Genomic DNA, 19,343 nt, shown 5'->3' with positions numbered 1-19,343 from the left:
GGGGTGTCGGCAAGTGTTGGGGGCAGTTGAATGATGTTTATCGTCCGCCAGGTGGCCTTGAAGGCAGATGGCAGCGAGATCGTCCGCCAGACCGAGGTCGCGGGCGAGGAGATCCTCATCGGCCGCAACGCCAGCAACGGCGTGCACTTGCCCGACCTAGCGGTGAACCCGGTCCACGCCCGCATGGTCCGGCGCGGCGGCGAGCTGATCGTCACCGCCGAGTCGGCGCAACCATTCGATGTCGACGGCCGCGGCGTCGAATCGACCGCGATCGACGTGGCGCGCGGTGCCGAACTGCGTTTTGGCGGCCATATTATCGCGCTGGGCACCGAAGGCGATGCGATCACGCTGACCGTCCGCCGCGTCGAGGCGGTATCGGACAGCGCCGAGGACAAGGACGAGGCGGCGATCTATTCGCTGAAAGGTCTGCTGCCCGGCAAGCGGATGAGCGCCTGGGGCTTTGCCCTGCTGGTCCTCATCGCGTGCCTGGCCTGGCCGGTCTATACCTGGTCGAGCTACAAGGACCTGGCCTACAAGGAGAAAATCTCGCGGCCCGCCGGTTTTCATGCCGACACGATGTGGTCTTCGGGCAAGCTCAGCCTGGCGCACAAGACGCTCAAGAACGATTGCCAGTCGTGCCATGTCGATGCGTTCGTGTCCGTCCGCGACAACGCCTGCATGACCTGTCACCAGAAGGATGCAGGGCCCCATGCGCCGATGGCGCGCCAGCTCGACGCGCGCGGCGATCCGACCGGATTTGCCGCCTTCACCCGATTCGTTGCGGCCAGTTTCAACAAACCTGCGGGACGTTGTGTCGAATGTCACACCGAGCATGAGGGTGCGGGTGCTATGGAACCGACACAGCAGCGATTCTGCGCTGAGTGTCACGATGGGATGGATACGCGCTTGACCGACACCAAACTCGGAAATGCCGCCGATTTCGGTAAGGCCCATCCGCAGTTCCAGGCGGCGGTGCTGGTGCGTCCGCTGGTCGGCGACGATGCCAAGGCGCCGCGCAAGCGCATCTCGCTCGACAAGCGACCCAAAGAGAATAACGGCCTCAAGTTCCCGCACGACATGCATCTGAGCAAGACCAATGGCGTCGCACAGATGGGACGGCGGCTCAGCGCCAAATATGGTTTTGGCGACGCGCTCGAATGCAAGGATTGCCACGAGCCGGACAAGAACAATGTCGGCTTCGTCGAGGTTGACATGGAGAAGAGCTGTGCGATGTGCCACAGCCTCGCCTTCGACAAGATCGGCGATACCTATCGCACGCTGCGCCATGGCCAGCCCGAGCAGGTCAAGGCCGACCTTCGCGCCTTCTACCGCTCGACCCCGCCTGCACGCCCGATCAACCTGGGCAGCCTGGCACGCCAGCGCCCCGGCGTGGTGAACTCGCGGCGTACGGCAGCGGATTACGCGCGAGCGGTGAATTTCCGCGGCGGCCGGGCCGATCAGGCAATCCGCCAGGTCTTCAGCCGCGGCGGTGCCTGTTATGACTGTCATGTCGTGGTGCCCCCTTCGGGATCGGGCGGGCTCGATTTCCGCATTGCTCCGGTCGCGCAGACCAGTCGCTACATGGAAAAGGGCTGGTTCACGCACGATGCGCATGACAAGGAAGAGTGCACGAGCTGCCATCTCGCCGAAAAGTCGAGCGATGCATCCGACCTGTTACTGCCCGGAATCAAGGATTGCCGCACCTGTCATGTCGGCGAGACTGGCGCTTCGCTGATCAAGGTGAAGAAACCGGTCGAATCCACCTGCGCAATGTGTCACGATTACCATGCCGATAAGGGGGCGCCATGGCTGCTTCGCGAGCAAGACAAGAAGACAAAGCGGCCAGAGATTACGGCCTCCATGGCGCATCCGGGAGGGGCAGCGGCGCGACTGCGACGATAGCTGCCTCCCCCATAGCAACAAACACCAAGGGACCGGGTCGCGCCATGTTGATAGCTCAGATTACCGATATTCATCTGGGCTTCGATCCGGATAATCCCGCCGAATTCAATCGCAAGCGGCTCGATCAGGTGATCGCTATGCTGCGCGATCTGGACCCGGTGCCCGATCTCCTGCTCGCGACCGGCGATCTGATCGATCGCGGTGACGAGGACAGCTATCGTCGGCTCAAGAATGCGTTTTCGGTCTGCCCGTTCCCGGTGCACATGTGCATGGGCAATCACGACCAGCGCGACACTTTTGCCTCGCAATTTCCCGACGTCCCGATGGTCGACGGCTTCGTGCAGTACGAGGTCGACGCGGGGCCCATCCGGCTCCTGGTGCTCGATACGCTCGAAGAGGGCCGGCATGGCGGCGCGTTCTGCGAGATCCGCGCCGAGTGGCTGCGCGCGCGGCTCGCCGAGCAGACCGATCGCCCGACGCTGATCGTCCAGCATCATCCGCCGATCGAGGTCGGAATCGAATGGATGAATACGCATCCCGAAGAGCCCTGGGTGGAGCGGCTGCGCGGATGCCTTGCTGACCGGCCCAATGTCATCGGCATGGTCTGCGGCCATGTCCACCGCGCGATCGTCAGCCAGTGGAACGGCTTTCCCGTCGCCATCTGTCCGTCAAGCGCGCCGCAGGTGGCGCTGGAGCTTGCGCCGATCGATCCCGACCGGCCCGATGGCCGCAACATGATCATCGCCGATCCGCCCGCCTTCGCGCTGCACTGGTGGAACGGGCGCGAACTGATCACGCATTACGAAACCGCCGACGAGCACGTGATGCTGGCGCGCTTCGACGAGAAGATGCAGCCCCTGGTGCGCAGCCTGCTGGCCGAGCGCCCCGCCTGACTGCTGCCTCGGGTCGCATGGCAGGTCAGGGTACCTTGCCGCTTGCGCACCCCGTGGCTATCTAGCGGCGATGACCATTGCACCGACCACGCTCGACCTGATTGGCAACACTCCGCTGGTGCGGCTCGCAGGCCCCAGCGAGGCCGCCGGATGCGACATCTTTGGCAAGTGCGAATATGCCAATCCCGGCGCGTCGGTAAAGGATCGTGCGGCGCTCTATATCGTGCGCGATGCCGAGGAGCGCGGAACGCTGCAGCCCGGCGGAACGATCGTTGAGGGGACGGCGGGCAATACCGGCATCGGCATCGCGCTGGTGGCCAATGCCAAGGGCTACAAGACGATCATCGTGATGCCCGAGACCCAGTCCAAGGAAAAGATGGACACGCTGCGCGCGCTGGGGGCGGAGTTGGTGCTGGTGCCCGCGGCACCCTATGCCAATCCCGGCCATTTCGTGCACACCTCGCGCCGCCTGGCCGAAGAGACGCCCGGCGCTGTCTGGGCGCAGCAGTTCGACAATATCGCCAACCGCCGCGCGCATATCGAGGGCACGGCCGAGGAAATCTGGGCGCAGATGGATGGCCGGATCGATGGCTTTACCTGCGCGGCGGGCACCGGTGGCACCATTGCCGGCGTCGGCATGGGGCTCAAGGCGCATGATCCGAAAGTCACCATCGCGCTTACCGATCCGCACGGGGCGGCGCTGTTCAACTATTATGCCAATGGCGAGCTCAAGGCCGAAGGCTCGTCGGTCGCCGAAGGCATCGGCCAGGGCCGCATTACCGGCAATCTGGAGGATGCGCCGATCGACACGCAGTTCCGAATCTCGGACGAGGTCGGGCTGTACTGGGTCCAGCGGCTGCTCAAGGAAGAGGGGCTGTGCCTTGGACTGTCCTCGGGCATCAATGTCGCGGGCGCGGTCGAGCTGGGGCGGACACTCGGCCCGGGATCGCGCGTGGTGACGATCCTTTGCGATACCGGATTCCGCTATCTGTCGACGCTGTACAATCCCGAATGGCTGCGTGCCAAGGGATTGCCCGTCTTCCCCTGGCTGGCCGATTGACCTATACTGGCTGGATGGTCGCTGACAAAGCCCGCACGCCGGGGGGCAATCCCCTGATGCACCGATTGCAGATCGGCATCGGTGGCATCTTTGCCGTACTGGTGATGGTCGCGCTTGCCGACATGCTGTTGCAACGCGCGGCAACCGAGGCTCCGGCGGAGAGCGTCAGTGTCGCCGAGCCCGGTGTCGCCGCGAGCACCGCGCCGCCCGTGGTGCAGCCGCCCGCCGCCAGCGAGCCGCTGGTCGATCTGGGCGTCGTCCCCGATCTTCCGGCAGAAGGTACGCAGCATAGCGCGGGCGGGCAAACCCCGGTCGTCGGCGAACTGCAGAACGCGCCGCAATCGGGTTCGCCCAGCCAGCCGCAACAGTGATGCGCACAGCGCTCGCGCTGGCGGCAGCAGCTCTTGCAGCGGTGGCCTGTGTCCCCGCCGCGTCCGAACCACCGGACCAGCGCGCTGACCCGTCCCCGATCATCCCCAGCATGCCGCGGCAGAAGATCGCGCTGATGAGCAGCCTGCCGCTGGTCTATGGCGCGGGGGTCGACATGGCGGGTGTGATTGCCGGAAAGGCCGATCCGCACCCGCTGCATGCGGCGCTCGCCGCGGCGCATGATCTGGCGGTACCCGATGCCCTGGATGCCGCCGCGCTCAAGGATATGCGGCTGGTCATATTGGTGCAGCCGCGCGCGCTCGACCCTGGCGAACTTGTGGCGCTCGATGACTTTGTGCGCGCTGGCGGCCGGTTGCTGCTGTTTGCCGATCCGCAGCTCGATTGGCCGCATGAGCTAGGGCTGGCGGATCCGCGCGGTCCGCTGCGCACCTCGCTGATCTCGCCCTTGCTCCGCCATTGGGGACTGGAGCTGCAAAACACGGGAATCGAATCGGTCCGGCTGGGTAAATCGCGCGTGTTACTGGTCCATCCCGGGCAATTCGGGGTTCTGCAGGGGAAATCTGGGGACGGCTCGTGCCGCCTGGCGTTCGATGCTTCGGTGGCCCGGTGCGCGATAGGCAGGGGGCGCGCGGTGATGGTTGCCGATGCCGATCTGCTGGATCCCGAAATCCTCGCAAACCGGGCCGATTCCGGGTCTGCCAACCAGCAGTTCATCCACCGCCTGCTACTCGAACTGATGCAGGAGGAAAGCGGATGATGCCAACTGCACGGGTATTTTCGGTTCGCCCCGAATTTGGAACATCAACCCCAATGTTACCGTTCTAGACCCAAAAAACCCCTTCCATCCCCAACTATCCCTTGTTATGAACCTTCTTAATCGGGGTTCAACCATCTGTGATTCCTTTCCGACCTGCGGCGCTAGCGCGGCGTGGGGGCCTGAGGACTTTGCCTGCGGAGAGACGGGCAAGGGCTGTTTGCAGGTCAGGCAAGGGTCAGGCGAACACCCCCGGCATGTCAGGGATACGCAAGGGCGCGGAAAAAGGGGTGAATCGACCAAGTGGCGGAAATCAGTGCCTTTCTTGGTTCTGCATTGACCACCATCGACCCCAAGGGGCGGATGGCCATCCCGGCTGCCTTCCGCAATCCCATCATCGCCAATTCCGACGGCGAAAGCTCGGTCGTCTTCTCGTTCAACGCCCAGGGCCAGTGCCTGCAGGGCTATGGCACCCAGCGCCTGAGGGCGCTGATCGAGCAGATGCGCCGCCGCGAGGAACTGGCCAGCGAGGCGGGCGAGGAATTCCGCACCGAGCTGTTCGGCGGCCCCCGGTTCAATTCCACCTCGACGATCAGCTTCGACGGCAGCGGTCGTCTGATCCTGCCCAAGATGCTGGTGGCGATGGCGCGGATCGAGAAGCACGTGTTCTTCAGCGGCAACGGCACCGATTTCAGCGTCTGGGGCTACGAGCATCTGATGTCGCTCGACGACCCGCGCCTTGCCTCGCAACAGTTCAATGCGCGCTTCCTGATGGAAGAGCTGGGGGGCAAGCGCTGATGGCTGCCCGGCACACCCCTTCCGTGACACCCGACGCGCCGCACATCCCGGTGCTGCTCGCCGAGGTGCTCGAAGGCCTCGCGATCCGGCCTGGCGAGGTGCATGTCGATGCGACCTTCGGCGCGGGCGGATACAGCCGCGCGATGCTGGCCGCCGGCGCGAGCGTCCACGGTTTTGACCGCGATCCCGATGCGGCGACCACCGGGGCTGCTTTGGCCGCGCAGAGCGAGGGGCGCTTCACCTTCCACGCCGGGCGCTTCTCGCAGCTGGCCCAGATGCTGCGTGCGGCGGGCGTGTCTCAGGTCGACGGTATCGTGTTCGATATCGGCGTGTCGTCGATGCAGCTCGACCAAGCCGAACGCGGCTTTTCGTTCCAGTCGGACGGCCCGCTCGACATGCGCATGGGCCAGGAAGGCCTGAGCGCAGCCGATTTCGTCAACACCGCCGACGAAGGCGATATCGCCGACATCCTGTATCTCTATGGCGAGGAGCGTCAATCGCGCCGCATCGCCCGCGCCATCGTCGCCGCCCGTCCGTTGCAGAGGACGCTCGAGCTGGCGACGGTGGTGCGCAAGGCTCTGGGTCATCGCCCCGGCGCGCCGAAGGATCCGGCGACGCGCACCTTCCAGGCGATCCGCATCCATGTGAACGGCGAGCTGGACGAGCTGCGCGAGGGCCTGGTCGCGGCCGAGGCGATGCTCGCCCCCGGCGGGCGGCTTGCCGTTGTCAGCTTCCACAGCCTGGAAGACCGCATCGTCAAGCGCTTCCTCAAGGCGCGCAGCGGCGGCGAGGGCGCAGGATCGCGTCACCTGCCCGACAATCCCGGCCAGCGCCGGACCCCCAGTTTCGAGAAACCCGCCAGACCGACCCGGGCGGGCGAGGCCGAATGCGCGCGTAACCCCCGCGCGCGTTCGGCCACCTTGCGGGTCGCAGTCCGTAGCGATGCCCCGGCCTGGGGCGCGCATGACGATGCGGAAAGGCAGGCGGCATGATCCTGGCAGTCAAGCGCCTCAAGACCATCGGCTGGATCGCGCTGATCTTCATCGTCGCGATCGCGCTCTATCCGCTGTCGCTCAGTGTCGCGACGCTGCGCAGCGATCTCACGCGCACCGAGCGCGACATCCTGCGCACCCGCGCCGAGATCCGCTATCTGGAAACCGAATTCGCCACCCGCGCCAGCCTCGCCCAGCTCGCGATGTGGAATGACCTCGAATATGGCTATGAGGCGCCCAGCGCCGCGCAGTATCTCGATGGCGAGCGCGAACTGGCCAATCTGGGCGAGATCGACAAGCCGCTTGATGAGCCGGTGCGGGTTGCCGCGATGACGATCAAGCCGCAGGCCGAGCCGCAGCCGATCAAGCCTGCCGAACTCGCTGCCAACACGGTCAAGACGCCCGAGCCGCTCTCGGTCTCGGCGAGCGTCGCCATCATCAGCCCGGCGCGCGCTGCGACATCGGCGACCGCACCCAAGGCCGCCAAGGGGGGCGAGGAAAAGGGCTCGGGCCGCCGCCTGCTCGATGACCGGTTGCTCGACCGGATCAACCAACAGGCCGATGCCGAACTGAAGAAGACGGGGGGTCAATGACCGCGCTTGCATCCGGAAGTCACAGGGTCCGTCTGGCCAGCAAGCGCCAGCATCTCACGCTCACCGCCCAGGTCCGCCTGGTCGCGGTGCTCGCGCTGTTCGGGCTGGGCGTCGGCGCGATCCTCCTGCGGCTCACCTTTATCGGCGTGTTCGGCGAGCAGGCCCAGGCCGCGACGCGCGGCGCGCTGGTCGATCCGGGGCGGGGCGATATCGTCGATCGCAATGGGGTGCCGCTGGCGCGCACGATCGATGGCTATGCCATCCGGGTGGTGCCGTCGAAGCTGATCGGCGACCGCAAGGTGCTCGCTGCCAAGCTGGCGGAAATCTTCCCCGACACATCGGAACAGCGCTTCCTCAAGCTGCTCAGCCGGACCAAGCCCACCTATCTGCGCCACCGCGCGATTCCCGAAGAGGTCAATCGCGTCCATGCGCTGGGCGAGGTCGGCATCGAGTTTCCGCGCGAGAAGGAGCGCTTCTATCCGCAGCTGCAACTCGCGGCGCACGTGCTCGGCTATGTCCATCCCGATGGTCATGGCGTCTCGGGCATGGAGCGCGCGATGGACGAGGAGCTGCTCGATCCGCGCAAGCGTCTGACGCCGTCGGCATTGTCGATCGATATCCGTGTCCAGGCGGCGCTGGAGGATGAGCTGGGCAAGGGCATGAAGGCCTATGATGCCAAGGCCGCAGCCGGGATCGTGCTCGATGTCGAGACGGGCGAAGTGATGGCGATGACCTCGCTGCCCAGCTTCAACCCCAACCAGTTCAACGCCAACAGCGTGGCGTTCGAGGCCAACCAGGTCACCTATCGCTTCTTCGAGCTGGGTTCGACCTTCAAGCCGCTGACCGTCGCGGCGGCGATCGATGCAGGCACGGTGACCAGCATGGCCCGCCGCTATGATGCCAGCCGGCCGCTCCGGGTCGCAGGTTTCCAGATCCGCGATTCCCACTCGTCGGGCCGCTGGCTCAACGTGCCCGAAACCCTGGTGCACAGCTCCAATATCGTCACCGCCCAGATTGCCGACGAACTGGGTCCGGAACGGCTGCAAGCAGTGATGCGCAAGCTGCATTTCGATCGCCAGGCCGATATCAACCTGCGCGAGCGCGCCAAGCCGCTCTGGCCGTCGCAATGGGGACGGCTGACCAACATGACCGTCAGCTATGGCCATGGCATCGCGGTGACGCCGCTGCATCTTGCCTCGGCTTATGCGGCGATGGTCAATGGCGGGCTATACCGCCCGGCGACGCTGCTCAAGCTCAATCCCGCAGATGTGCCGCGCGGCGAGCGCGTGTTCAAGGCCTCGACCAGCGCGCGGATGAACCAGCTGCTCCGCATGATCGTGCGCGACGGTACGGGGCGCAAGGCCGAGGCTCCCGGCTTCCGCGTCGGCGGCAAGACCGGCTCGGCCGAAAAGCCGGGCGCAGGCGGCTACAAGCGCAGCTCGGTGGTCGCGACCTTCGCTGCCGCCTTCCCGATGGACAAGCCGCGTTATGTCGTGATCGTGATGATCGACGAGCCTTCGGGGAACTCGGCCTCGTCGTTCCAGCGCACCGCAGGCTGGACCGCCGCACCGGTGGTGGCCAAGCTGGTTCCGCGGATCGGCCCGATGCTGGGTGTCATCCCCGATGACCGGCGCGATGTCGACGTGTCCGAACTGATGCCGCTGCTGTGGAAGGCACCGGGCAAGAAATCGGACGATCCGGTATAGGCAATTATACACAGGCGCCGCGATGCAGGGGGTTGCATCTGATGCGGCGAAACATAGAGGAGGCGGGGATTTTCAGGGTCGGTAAAAGGGACGTGCAATGAAATTGGGTGAACTGGCTTCGGGTCTTTCCGGCGACGATGCGGCGCGGATTGTGACCGGATTTGCCATCGATCACCGCAAGGTCGCGCCCGGCACCGTGTTCGGTGCCTTTGCCGGTGCCCGTTTCAACGGCGAGGATTTCATCGCCGATGCCGTCGCCGCAGGCGCGATCGCCATCGTCGCAGCGCCCGGTGCGAAGGTCGAGGGCGCAGTGCATATCGCCGATGCCAACCCGCGCCGCGCCTTTGCCCAGATCGCCGCGCGCTTCTTCACCCCCGTGCCCGCGCATGTCGCCGCTGTCACCGGCACCAACGGCAAGACCTCGACCGCCGAGATGACCCGGCAGCTCTGGCGCATGGCCGGGCACAATGCCGCCTCGATCGGGACGCTCGGCGTCACCACCTCGGTCGATCAGGCGTCCACCGGGCTCACTACGCCCGACATCGTCACCTTTCTCGGCAACATGTCGGGCCTGGCGCGCGAGGGCGTGACCCATGCGATCTTCGAGGCCTCGAGCCACGGCCTGTCGCAGTTCCGCACCGAAGGACTGCCGGTCCAGGTGGGTGCCTTCACCAATCTCAGCCGCGATCATCTCGACTATCACGGCACGATGGAGGCCTATTTCGCGGCCAAGATGCGGTTGATCGACGAGGTCGTGTCCGAGGACGGCCATTTCGTCGTCTGGGCCGATGACGAATGGTCGGCACGCGTGATCGATCGCGTCAACGCGCGCGGGCTCAAGCTGATGACGGTGGGCGAGGGCGGCGAGGCGATCAAGCTCGTAAGCCGCACCCCGACCCAGCTCGGCCAGCAACTGGTGCTCGAGCATGATGGCAAGCAGGTGAAGGTCAACCTGCCGCTGATCGGTGCCTACCAGGCCGCCAATGCGCTGGTGTCCGCCGGGATCGTCATCGCATCGGGTGGCACGCCCGCGCAGGTGTTCGACCATATGGCGCGCCTGCAGCCGGTGCGCGGACGGCTCGAGCGTGCGGTCATCACACGCGAAGGCGCGCCGGTCTATGTCGACTATGCGCACACGCCCGACGGTCTGGTCGCCGCGATTGCGGCGCTGCGCCCGCATGTATCGGGCAGGCTGATCACACTGTTCGGCGCGGGCGGCGACCGCGATACGGGCAAGCGCCCCGAAATGGGCAAGGCGGCAGCCGAGCTGTCCGATGTCGTCATCGTCACCGACGACAATCCGCGCTCCGAGGACCCCGCCAGCATCCGCGCCGCGATCATGGCCGCAGCGCCCGGTGCGACCGAGATCGGCGGACGGCGTGAGGCGATTGCCGCTGCCATCGCCATGGCGGGCAAGGACGATATCGTGCTGCTCGCCGGGAAAGGCCATGAGCAAGGTCAGATCGTCGGGGACCGCGTGCTGCCGTTCGACGACGTCCAGGTTGCGCGGGAGTGCGCTGCGTGAGCCTCTGGACGTCCTCCGAGCTCGCGAAGGCAACTGGCGGCACCGCCTCGGCGGAGTTCGAGGTGACCGGCGTCGCGTTCGATTCCCGCGAAATCCAGCCGGGCGACCTCTTCATCGCGATGCGCGGCGAGGCGACCGACGGGCATCTGTTCATCGACCGCGCGATGGCGGCAGGCGCGGCGGGCGTGATCTGCGAGCAGCCGGTCGATCACCCGCATGTGCTGGTGGCGGATAGCGCCGTCGCGCTCACCGCGCTCGGCCATGCCGCGCGCGCGCGGACCGGCGCGACGGTCATCGGCGTGACCGGATCGGCGGGCAAGACCAGCACCAAGGAGGCGCTGTTCCACGCGCTCGACCGGATGGCACCGGGCGCAGTGCATCGCTCGGTCAAGAGCTACAACAACCATGTCGGCGTGCCCTTGAGCCTGGCACGCATGCCGCGCGACGCCCGGTTCGGCGTGTTCGAGATGGGCATGAACCATGCGGGCGAGCTGGCCGAACTGACCCGCATCGTCCGCCCGCATATCGCGATGATCACGACGATCGCGCCTGCCCATATCGGCAATTTCAGCAATGGCGAGGAAGGTATTGCCGATGCCAAGGCCGAGATCTTCCAGGGTCTTGAGCCCGCCGGTACCGCGATCGTGCCGCACAACAACCGCCATTATCCGCGCCTCTATGCCGCCGCGCAGACATGCGCGCATGTCATCCGCCGCTTCGGCAGCCAACCGGACAGCGAAACCCGGCTGATCGACGCGATCCGCGCGCCCGAGGGCGGTTCGCTGGTCACCGCCGAGATCGGCGAGGCGCGGCTGTGCTTCCGCGTCTCCGCGCCGGGCGAGCATTGGGTGATGAACGCGTTGGCGGTGATGACCGCAGTCGATGCAGCGGGCGGCGACCTGGCCGTGGCGGGACTTGCGCTGGCCGATCTGCCCGGCATGTCGGGCCGCGGTGAGCGGGTGCAGGTTGCGACGCCCGATGGCGGCAAGGCGCTGCTGATCGACGAGGCCTATAATGCCAACCCCGCCTCGATGGCGGCGACGCTGGCGCTGCTGGGGCAGGAACATGCCGCACGCCGCATCGCCGTGCTGGGCGCGATGAAGGAACTGGGCGAGAGCTCGGACAGCTATCATGCCGGGCTTGCCGCGCCGGTGATGGCCGCGAAGGTCGATCATGTCATTCTGGTCGGCGACGAAATGGCACCCTTGGCCGACGCGCTTGCCAATTCGCTTGAGTGGCAGGGCACAATCGCGCATGTGCCCGCCGCCGATGCGGCGCTGGCGGCGCTGCAGGCCATATTGGGCGATGGCGATGCCCTGCTCGTCAAGGGGTCCAATTCCGTGGGATTGTCCGCACTGGTGCGCGCGCTGGCAGCTACGCCGGCCGCATCCGCCGTGTCGCGGGAGGGGGTTTGATGCTATATCTGCTGGCACAATATCTGGATTTTGAAGGGCCGCTCAACCTCATCCGCTATCTGAGCTTCCGCTCGGGCGCGGCGATCGTCACCGCGCTGTTCATCGGTCTGATCATCGGCCCGCGCTTCATCCTGATGCTGCGCATGCGCCAGGGCAAGGGCCAGCCGATCCGCCTCGATGGCCCGCAGACGCACCTTGCTAAGCGCGGCACCCCGACCATGGGCGGTCTGATGATCCTGATCTCGCTCACCATCTCGGTGCTGCTGTGGATGGACCTGACCAATGTCTTCGTCTGGGCCTGTCTGTGCGTGACGCTGGGCTTCGGGCTGATCGGATTCCTCGACGATTTCGACAAGGTGCGCAAGGCGAGCCACAAGGGCGTGTCGGGCAAGGTGCGGCTGCTGGGCGAGTTCCTGATCGCCGGCGTCGCCAGCTGGGTGATCCTGGGGCAGACCGGCACATTGCTCTATGTGCCGTTCATAAACTATCCGCCGTTCGACCTGGGGCTGTTCTACATCCCGTTCGCTGCCTTCACCATCGTTGCGTTCGGCAATGCGGTTAACCTGACCGACGGGCTCGACGGCCTTGCCACCTTCCCGGTGGTGATCGCCAGCCTCGCCTTCCTGCTGATCGTCTACATGGTCGGCAATGCCAAGTTCGCGGCCTATCTCGGCATTCCGCACGTTCCGGGTGCGGGGGATCTGGCCATCTATTGCGGCTGCATTATCGGCGCGTGCCTCGCATTTTTGTGGTTCAACGCGCCGCCGGCGGCGGTGTTCATGGGCGATACCGGATCGCTGGCGCTCGGCGGCGCGCTCGGCGCCATCGCGGTCGCCGCGCATCACGAGATCGTGCTTGGCATTGTCGGCGGGCTGTTCGTGGTCGAGGCGATGTCGGTGATCATTCAGGTGTTCTTCTTCAAGCGGACCGGCAAGCGCGTGTTTCGCATGGCGCCGATCCATCACCATTTCGAACAGCTCGGCTGGGCGGAATCGACCGTGGTTATCCGCTTCTGGATCATCTCGCTGGTGCTTGCACTGGCCGGTCTTGCGACGTTGAAAATCCGGTGATCACCTCCCCCGCCTTTGCCGCGAAACGCTATTGCATCCTGGGCCTGGCACGCTCGGGCCTGGCGACGCTCGACGCGCTGATGGCCTCGGGCGCGGAGTGCACCGTGTGGGACAATCGCGACGAAGCGCGCGAGACGGCGGTGTCGAACCACCCGGAGGTCCGGATCGGCGACCCGATGGAGATCGATCTGGCCGGGTTCGACGGGCTGATCGTTTCGCCGGGCGTGCCGCTCAACCGTCACCCGGTTGCGGACCGCGCGCGCGCCGCCGGCGTCCCGATCATCGGCGATATCGAGCTGTTCGCGCTCGCCCGCGCCAGCCTGCCGCCGCACCGCGTCGTCGGCATCACCGGCACCAATGGCAAGTCGACCACCACCGCACTGATCCACCACATCATCCGCGAGGCGGGCGTGCCGACGATCATGGGCGGCAATATCGGCCTGCCCATATTGTCGCAGCCGCCGCTTCCCGAAGGCGGGGTCTATGTGCTCGAACTGTCGAGCTATCAGATCGACCTGACCTTCAGCCTCGATTGCGACGTCGCGGTGCTGCTCAACATCACGCCCGATCATCTCGATCGCTATGACGGCTTTGCCGGCTATTGCGCCGCCAAGGCGCGGCTGTTTGCGATGCAGCACGATCCCGCGCATGTCGCGGTGATCGCGACCGATGACGAGCCGACCCGGACGATCGCCGCGACGCTGACCGCCCCGCGCGAAGTCCACGCCGCCGATGTCTCGGCCGAAGATCAGCGCGCCTGGCCCGCATTGCAGGGCCCGCACAATGCGCAGAATGTCGCGGTCGCGCTCGCCACTGTCGATGCGCTGGGGCTCGACCAGGCGCGCAGCCGCGCCTCGCTCGCCACCTATTCCAGCCTGCCGCACCGCATGGAGCGCACCGCCGAGCACCGCGGCGTCCTCTATGTCAACGACAGCAAGGCGACCAATCCGGCCTCGACCGCGCCTGCGCTGGGGGCCTATCCGCGCATCCACTGGATCGTCGGCGGGCTGCCCAAGGGCGACAGCCTCGACGAATGTGCGCCGCATTTCGACCATGTCGTGCACGCCTATACCATCGGCGAGGCCGGGCCGGTGTTCGCGGATCAGCTCGAAAAGGTGATGCCCGTGACGCGCGCGGAACTGCTCGCCAACGCTGTGCGCAGCGCGATGGACAACGCAAAAGCGGGTGAGGTGGTGCTGCTCTCGCCTGCCTGTGCCTCTTTCGACCAGTTTCGCAATTTCGAGGCGCGCGGCGACTGCTTCCGCAAGATCGTCGACGCGCTGATCGCAGAGGATGCGAACCAGCAGGAGGATGCCGAGCGATGAGTGATCTGGCTGCCACCGCCCCCGCCACTGGCCTTTCGGGCAAGCGCGCGTACAAGCTGCCGCGCAATCTCGGGCGCAGGCTGGGCCGCAGCGACCGGTCGCAGCTGGCGATCTGGTTCTGGGAACTCGATCGCGTGCTGCTGGCGATGATCATGATGCTGATCGCGATCGGCCTGATCGCGGTGCAGGCGGCCTCGCCCGCGACGGCACGGCGCCTTTCGACCGCGACCGAGACGCTCAGCCCGCTCTACTTCTTCTATCGCCAGCTCGGTTGGGTCATCGTCAGCCTGGGCTTCATGTTCGTGGTCTCTATGCTGCCCAAGCGCGAGGCGCGCCGCCTGGCGATCATCATGGCCTGCATCTTCTTCGTTCTGCTCGCTCTGGTGCCGATCTTCGGCAACGCGGTGAACGGATCGAAGCGCTGGATCGGCTATGGCATCGGCATCCAGCCGTCCGAATTCCTGAAGCCCGCTTATGCCGTGACCATGGGCTGGATCATTTCGCTGCGCGTCAAGGATCCCAGCCTGCCGGTGCTGAAACTTACCGCCGCGATCACCGCATGCATCGCGGTGCTGCTGATGCGCCAGCCCGACTTGGGCCAGACGATCATGTTCATCGGCATCTGGTTCACGCTGATGCTGCTCGCAGGGCTGCCGATGCAGGTGGTCGGCCTCGGCGTCGGTGCGGGCGCGGTCGGCATGACGCTCGCCTATTTCTTCTACCCCGTGGCGACGCAGCGCATCAACGGCTGGCTGTTCGGCGCGGGCGAATATGACCATGTGATGTTCGCGCACAAGACGCTGACCGGCGGCGGGCTGATCGGCACCGGGCCGGGCCTGGGCGTGCACAAGTTCAACCTGCCCGAGGCGCATACCGATTATATCTTCTCGGTCATCGGCGAGGAATTCGGCCTGCTTGCCTGTGCGGCGATCGCTCTGGTCTATTTCGCGATCATCGTGCGCATCTGCATGCGGCTGCTCGACGAGCGCGACCTGTTCACCATCCTGGCGGTGACGGGCCTGACCGCGCAGCTCGGCGGGCAGGCGTTCATCAATATTGCCGTGAACCTGCAGCTCTTCCCGTCCAAGGGCATGACGCTGCCGTTCATCAGCTATGGCGGCTCGTCGATGATCGCGCTCGGCATCGGCGCGGGCTTGCTGCTGTCGCTCACCCGGCGTAACCCGTTCGAGGACCGCAGCCTGCTCGGATCGGACTGGAAGAACTGATGACCATCTCACGCCATTATGTGCTCGCCGCCGGCGGCACCGGCGGACACCTGATTCCGGCCTATGCGCTCGCGCGCGAACTGCAGCAGCGCGGCCACCATATCGCGCTCGTGACTGACGAGCGCGGCGCGAAGATTCCGGGTATTTTCGAAGGCGACCAGGTGCACATCCTGCCGCCCGGACGCATTGCGGGCGGGCCGATCGGCTGGCTCCGCGGCATGAAGGGCATCTGGGCAGGCCGGGCGATGGCGCTCAACCTGTTCGAGAATTTCCAGCCGAGCGCGGTGATCGGCTTTGGCGGCTACCCGGCGCTGCCGACGCTGCTCGCGGCGCAGAAGGCGCGCATCCCCACGATCATTCACGAACAGAATGCGGTGCTGGGGCGGGTCAACCGCTTCATGGCGGGCAGGGTCAATGCGATCGCCACCGCGTACAAGCAGGTCGATAGGCTCAATCCGAAGCTCAAGGACCGCGTCCATCTGGTCGGCAATCCGGTGCGCGATGAGGTGCTCAGCTTGCGCGGCGAGAACTATCCGCCGCTGCTGGAAGATGGCGTGTTCCGCGTGCTCGTCACCGGCGGCAGCCAGGGCGCGCGGGTACTGTCCGAAGTGGTGCCCGATGGCCTGGCGATGCTGCCAGTCAACCTGCGCCGCCGCCTGCAGGTGGTGCAGCAGTGCCGCGAGGAGGATATCGAGGGCGTGCGTGCCAAATATGCCGAGCACGGCATTCCGGCGGAACTCGCGACCTATATGAACGACCTGCCCGAGAAGCTCGGCTGGTCGCACCTGTTCATCGGCCGTGCGGGTGCCTCCACCATCGCCGAGCTGACCGTGGCGGGCCGCCCCGCCATCCTGGTGCCGCTACCCATCGCCACCGACGACCACCAGACCGCCAATGCGCGCGAGATGGTCAAGGCCGGCGGCGCGCGCTCGATCCGGCAGGACAATTTCACGCCCAAGGAACTCGCCAAGCAAATCCAGAAGATGGCGCTCGATCCGCATGCGCTCGAGAATGCGGCGCTCGCCGCGCACAAATGCGGTTACCCCAATGCGGTGCGCGATCTGGCCGATCTCGTCGAGAGCTTCGGCGCCGCGCCGCTGGCAGACATTATTCGCGTGGCCCCCGCCGCCAAGGGCCAGGCCCTGGGCGGCGAGGCCCTGGCCCGCGAAGCTGAAGGACATGAAGCATGAAGGGCGTCGGAATCGACATCGGTACCATCCATTTCATCGGCATCGGCGGCATCGGCATGTCGGGCATTGCCGAGGTGATGCACAATCTGGGCTACAAGGTGCAGGGTTCGGACATAGCCGAAAGCTATGTCGTCGAAGGCCTGCGCAAGCGCGGCATTCCGGTGATGATCGGCCACAAGGCGGAAAATCTGGGCGATGCCGCCGTGGTCGTCACCTCGACCGCGATCAAGCGCGGCAATCCGGAGGTCGATCTGGCGCTCGAGAACCGCGTCCCCGTCGTCCGCCGCGCCGAGATGCTGGCTGAGCTCATGCGCCTCAAATCCACTGTCGCGGTGGCCGGCACGCACGGCAAGACCACGACCACCTCGATGATCGCGGCGATGCTCGATGCAGGCGGCATCGATCCCACCGTCATCAACGGGGGCATCATCAACAATTACGGGTCGAACGCGCGACTCGGCGACAGCGAATGGATGGTGGTCGAGGCCGACGAAAGCGACGGCAGCTTCCTCAGGCTCGACGGCACGATCGCGGTTGTCACCAATATCGATCCCGAGCATCTCGACCATTATGGCAGCTTCGACCGGGTCAAGGACGCGTTCGTCGAGTTCGTGCAGAACGTGCCCTTCTATGGTGCGGCGATCCTGTGCCTCGACCATCCCGAGGTCCAGGCGATCCTGCCGCGCGTCAAGGACCGGCGCGTCGTGACCTACGGCTTTTCCGCCCAGGCCGATGTGCGCGGCGACAATGTCGTCTCGATCCCCGGCGGCAACCGCTTCGACGTGACGGTGCGCGAGCGCGACGGCTCCACCCGCCAGATCATGGGCATCGAGCTGCCGATGCCCGGCCGCCACAATGTGCAGAACGCCATCGCCGCGATCGCGGTCGGGCTGCAGATGGGCATGGCGGATGCCGACATCGTCACCGGCTTTGCCAAGTTCGGCGGGGTCAAGCGCCGCTTCACCAAGGTGGGTGAGGTTGATGGCGTGACGATCATCGACGATTACGGCCATCACCCGGTGGAAATCCGCGCGGTGCTGGCAGCGGCGCGCGAGGGCGTCAAGAACCGCATTATCGCGGTGGTCCAGCCGCACCGCTATTCCCGCCTCGGTGACCTGATGGACGAGTTCCAGCAGGCGTTCAACGACGCCGACATCGTCTATGTCGCGCCGGTCTATGCCGCGGGCGAGGAGCCGGTCGAGGGCGTCAATGCCGAGGCGTTGGCCAGCGGCCTCAAGCAGCGCGGCCACCGCCAGGCGCGCACGATCACCGGACCCGACGAGCTCGCCGAGCTGCTGGCGGCCGATGCGCAGGACGGCGACATGGTCATCTGCCTGGGTGCGGGTGACATCACCAAATGGGCGGCAGGGCTTGCCGATGCGATTACGCAGCGGAGGCAGTCTGCGTGAGCCCGTCCACGCCTCTCTCCTCTACCAGTCCACCGTTTGTCCCGAGCGAAGTCGAGGGACGTAATCCCGATGGGTTGCGTAAGGTCCCTCGACTGCGCTCGGGACAAACGGGTGGGGGTGTGCCTGGCGACCAAGCAACGGGGGTGGGCGTTAGAGGGAAGCTGACACCCGATGCTCCCCTAGCACCGCTCGTGTGGTTCAAGACCGGTGGCGCGGCAGAATGGCTGTTCGAGCCGAAGGACGCGGAGGATCTCGCGCAGTTCCTGAGCGATCTCGACCCCCAGGTCCCCGTCATGGCACTCGGCCTCGGTTCCAACCTCATCGTACGTGATGGCGGCGTTCCCGGCGTCGTCGTGCGGCTCGGCAAGGCCTTCGCCAAGGTCGAGCGGATCGATGACGTGACGCTGGCTTGCGGGGCAGGGGCATCGGGCATTCTCGTGTCCTCGACCGCGCGCGACACCGGTATCGGGGGCCTGGAATTCCTGCGCTCGATCCCCGGCACGGTCGGCGGCTTCGTGCGGATGAACGGCGGCGCCTATGGCCGCGAGGTCAAGGATATTCTCATCGACTGCGAGGTCGTGCTGCGCGATGGCACGCGCCAGATACTGCCGCTGGCCGACCTGCATTACACCTATCGCCATTCCGAGCTGCCCGAAGGCGCGATCGTCATCGCCGCGACCTTTCGAGGTCATCCCGATGCGCCCGAGGCGATCCAGGCCGAGATGGACCGCATCGCCGCTTCGCGCGAGGCGAGCCAGCCGCTGCGCAGCAAGACCGGCGGATCGACCTTCAAGAACCCCGAAGGCCACAAGGCCTGGGCGCTGGTCGATGCGGCAGGCTGTCGCGGCCTGATGCTCGGCGGCGCGCAGGTCAGCGAAAAGCACACCAATTTCCTGATCAACACCGGCGCAGCCACCAGCGCCGAGATCGAGGCGCTGGGCGAGGAAGTCCGCGCCCGCGTCCTCGCCCAGTCGGGCGTCGCGCTGGAATGGGAAATCCAGCGGATAGGCAATAGTGAGCCCTCTCCCCTTCAGGGGAGAGGGTTGGGAGAGGGGCATGGCGCAAATGGTTGATCAGTCCCCTCTCCCTTCACCG

The 19,343-nt window shown here is 65.9% G+C and carries 17 protein-coding genes; all 17 read left to right on the top strand.

Annotated features, from left to right (window positions below):
* The first annotated feature begins 30 nt into the window (after positions 1-30).
* The 17 genes from FG486_RS04675 (at position 31) to murB (ending at position 19,321) form a co-directional block, all read left to right on the top strand.
* Positions 31-1,902 carry a cytochrome c3 family protein gene (locus FG486_RS04675; RefSeq protein ID WP_181266615.1) on the top strand — a complete coding sequence of 624 codons (1,872 nt, stop codon included), beginning with the start codon at positions 31-33 and terminating at the stop codon, positions 1,900-1,902.
* Positions 1,903-1,946: 44 nt separating this feature from the next.
* Positions 1,947-2,795 carry a phosphodiesterase gene (locus FG486_RS04670; protein ID WP_181266614.1) on the top strand — a complete coding sequence of 283 codons (849 nt, stop codon included), beginning with the start codon at positions 1,947-1,949 and terminating at the stop codon, positions 2,793-2,795.
* Between the two features lie 70 nt (positions 2,796-2,865).
* Complete coding sequence (locus FG486_RS04665; RefSeq protein ID WP_181266613.1) at positions 2,866-3,855, top strand: cysteine synthase A; 990 nt, start codon at positions 2,866-2,868, stop codon at positions 3,853-3,855.
* A 56-nt stretch (positions 3,856-3,911) separates the two neighbouring features.
* Complete coding sequence (locus FG486_RS04660) at positions 3,912-4,226, top strand: hypothetical protein (protein ID WP_181266612.1); 315 nt, start codon at positions 3,912-3,914, stop codon at positions 4,224-4,226.
* The gene (locus FG486_RS04655; RefSeq protein WP_181266611.1) at positions 4,226-5,002 is read left to right on the top strand and encodes a Gldg family protein; all 777 of its coding nucleotides are present in this window, start codon (positions 4,226-4,228) and stop codon (positions 5,000-5,002) included. The genes FG486_RS04660 and FG486_RS04655 overlap by 1 nt, the downstream gene beginning before the upstream one ends.
* A gap of 300 nt (positions 5,003-5,302) precedes the next feature.
* Complete coding sequence (locus FG486_RS18330) at positions 5,303-5,797, top strand: hypothetical protein (RefSeq protein WP_137775856.1); 495 nt, start codon at positions 5,303-5,305, stop codon at positions 5,795-5,797.
* Entirely contained in the window at positions 5,797-6,789 is a 993-nt protein-coding gene (gene rsmH, locus FG486_RS04645; protein WP_181266610.1) for a 16S rRNA (cytosine(1402)-N(4))-methyltransferase RsmH, read from the top strand. The genes FG486_RS18330 and rsmH overlap by 1 nt, the downstream gene beginning before the upstream one ends.
* Entirely contained in the window at positions 6,786-7,382 is a 597-nt protein-coding gene (locus FG486_RS04640; RefSeq protein WP_066277624.1) for a hypothetical protein, read from the top strand. The genes rsmH and FG486_RS04640 overlap by 4 nt, the downstream gene beginning before the upstream one ends.
* A complete protein-coding gene (locus tag FG486_RS04635) occupies positions 7,379-9,088 on the top strand; it encodes a peptidoglycan D,D-transpeptidase FtsI family protein (protein ID WP_066277626.1) in 1,710 nt (569 codons plus the stop codon). The genes FG486_RS04640 and FG486_RS04635 overlap by 4 nt, the downstream gene beginning before the upstream one ends.
* A 97-nt stretch (positions 9,089-9,185) precedes the next feature.
* On the top strand, positions 9,186-10,613 hold the full coding sequence (locus FG486_RS04630; RefSeq protein ID WP_181266609.1) for a UDP-N-acetylmuramoyl-L-alanyl-D-glutamate--2,6-diaminopimelate ligase: 1,428 nt from the start codon (positions 9,186-9,188) through the stop codon (positions 10,611-10,613).
* A complete protein-coding gene (locus FG486_RS04625) occupies positions 10,610-12,028 on the top strand; it encodes a UDP-N-acetylmuramoyl-tripeptide--D-alanyl-D-alanine ligase (protein WP_181266608.1) in 1,419 nt (472 codons plus the stop codon). The genes FG486_RS04630 and FG486_RS04625 overlap by 4 nt, the downstream gene beginning before the upstream one ends.
* Positions 12,028-13,098: a phospho-N-acetylmuramoyl-pentapeptide-transferase gene (mraY, locus tag FG486_RS04620; protein WP_066276932.1), complete on the top strand. Its 1,071-nt coding sequence runs from the start codon at positions 12,028-12,030 to the stop codon at positions 13,096-13,098. Before FG486_RS04625 ends, mraY begins: the two co-directional genes overlap by 1 nt.
* Positions 13,095-14,423: a UDP-N-acetylmuramoyl-L-alanine--D-glutamate ligase gene (gene murD, locus FG486_RS04615; protein ID WP_181266607.1), complete on the top strand. Its 1,329-nt coding sequence runs from the start codon at positions 13,095-13,097 to the stop codon at positions 14,421-14,423. The genes mraY and murD overlap by 4 nt, the downstream gene beginning before the upstream one ends.
* Complete coding sequence (locus FG486_RS04610) at positions 14,420-15,649, top strand: FtsW/RodA/SpoVE family cell cycle protein (protein ID WP_231750030.1); 1,230 nt, start codon at positions 14,420-14,422, stop codon at positions 15,647-15,649. The genes murD and FG486_RS04610 overlap by 4 nt, the downstream gene beginning before the upstream one ends.
* Positions 15,649-16,839 (top strand): undecaprenyldiphospho-muramoylpentapeptide beta-N-acetylglucosaminyltransferase, encoded by a 1,191-nt coding sequence (murG, locus tag FG486_RS04605; protein ID WP_181266606.1) that lies wholly within the window; start codon positions 15,649-15,651, stop codon positions 16,837-16,839. The genes FG486_RS04610 and murG overlap by 1 nt, the downstream gene beginning before the upstream one ends.
* Positions 16,836-18,248, top strand: a complete 1,413-nt coding sequence (gene murC, locus FG486_RS04600; RefSeq protein ID WP_181266605.1) for a UDP-N-acetylmuramate--L-alanine ligase — start codon at positions 16,836-16,838, stop codon at positions 18,246-18,248. The genes murG and murC overlap by 4 nt, the downstream gene beginning before the upstream one ends.
* A 143-nt stretch (positions 18,249-18,391) precedes the next feature.
* Positions 18,392-19,321: a UDP-N-acetylmuramate dehydrogenase gene (gene murB / locus FG486_RS04595; RefSeq protein ID WP_181266604.1), complete on the top strand. Its 930-nt coding sequence runs from the start codon at positions 18,392-18,394 to the stop codon at positions 19,319-19,321.
* Positions 19,322-19,343 lie beyond the last annotated feature (22 nt).

It is taken from the genome of Blastomonas ursincola (assembly GCF_013607875.1).
Classification (GTDB): Bacteria; Pseudomonadota; Alphaproteobacteria; order Sphingomonadales; family Sphingomonadaceae; genus Blastomonas; species Blastomonas ursincola.
This window is presented reverse-complemented; position numbering and strand designations above follow the sequence as displayed.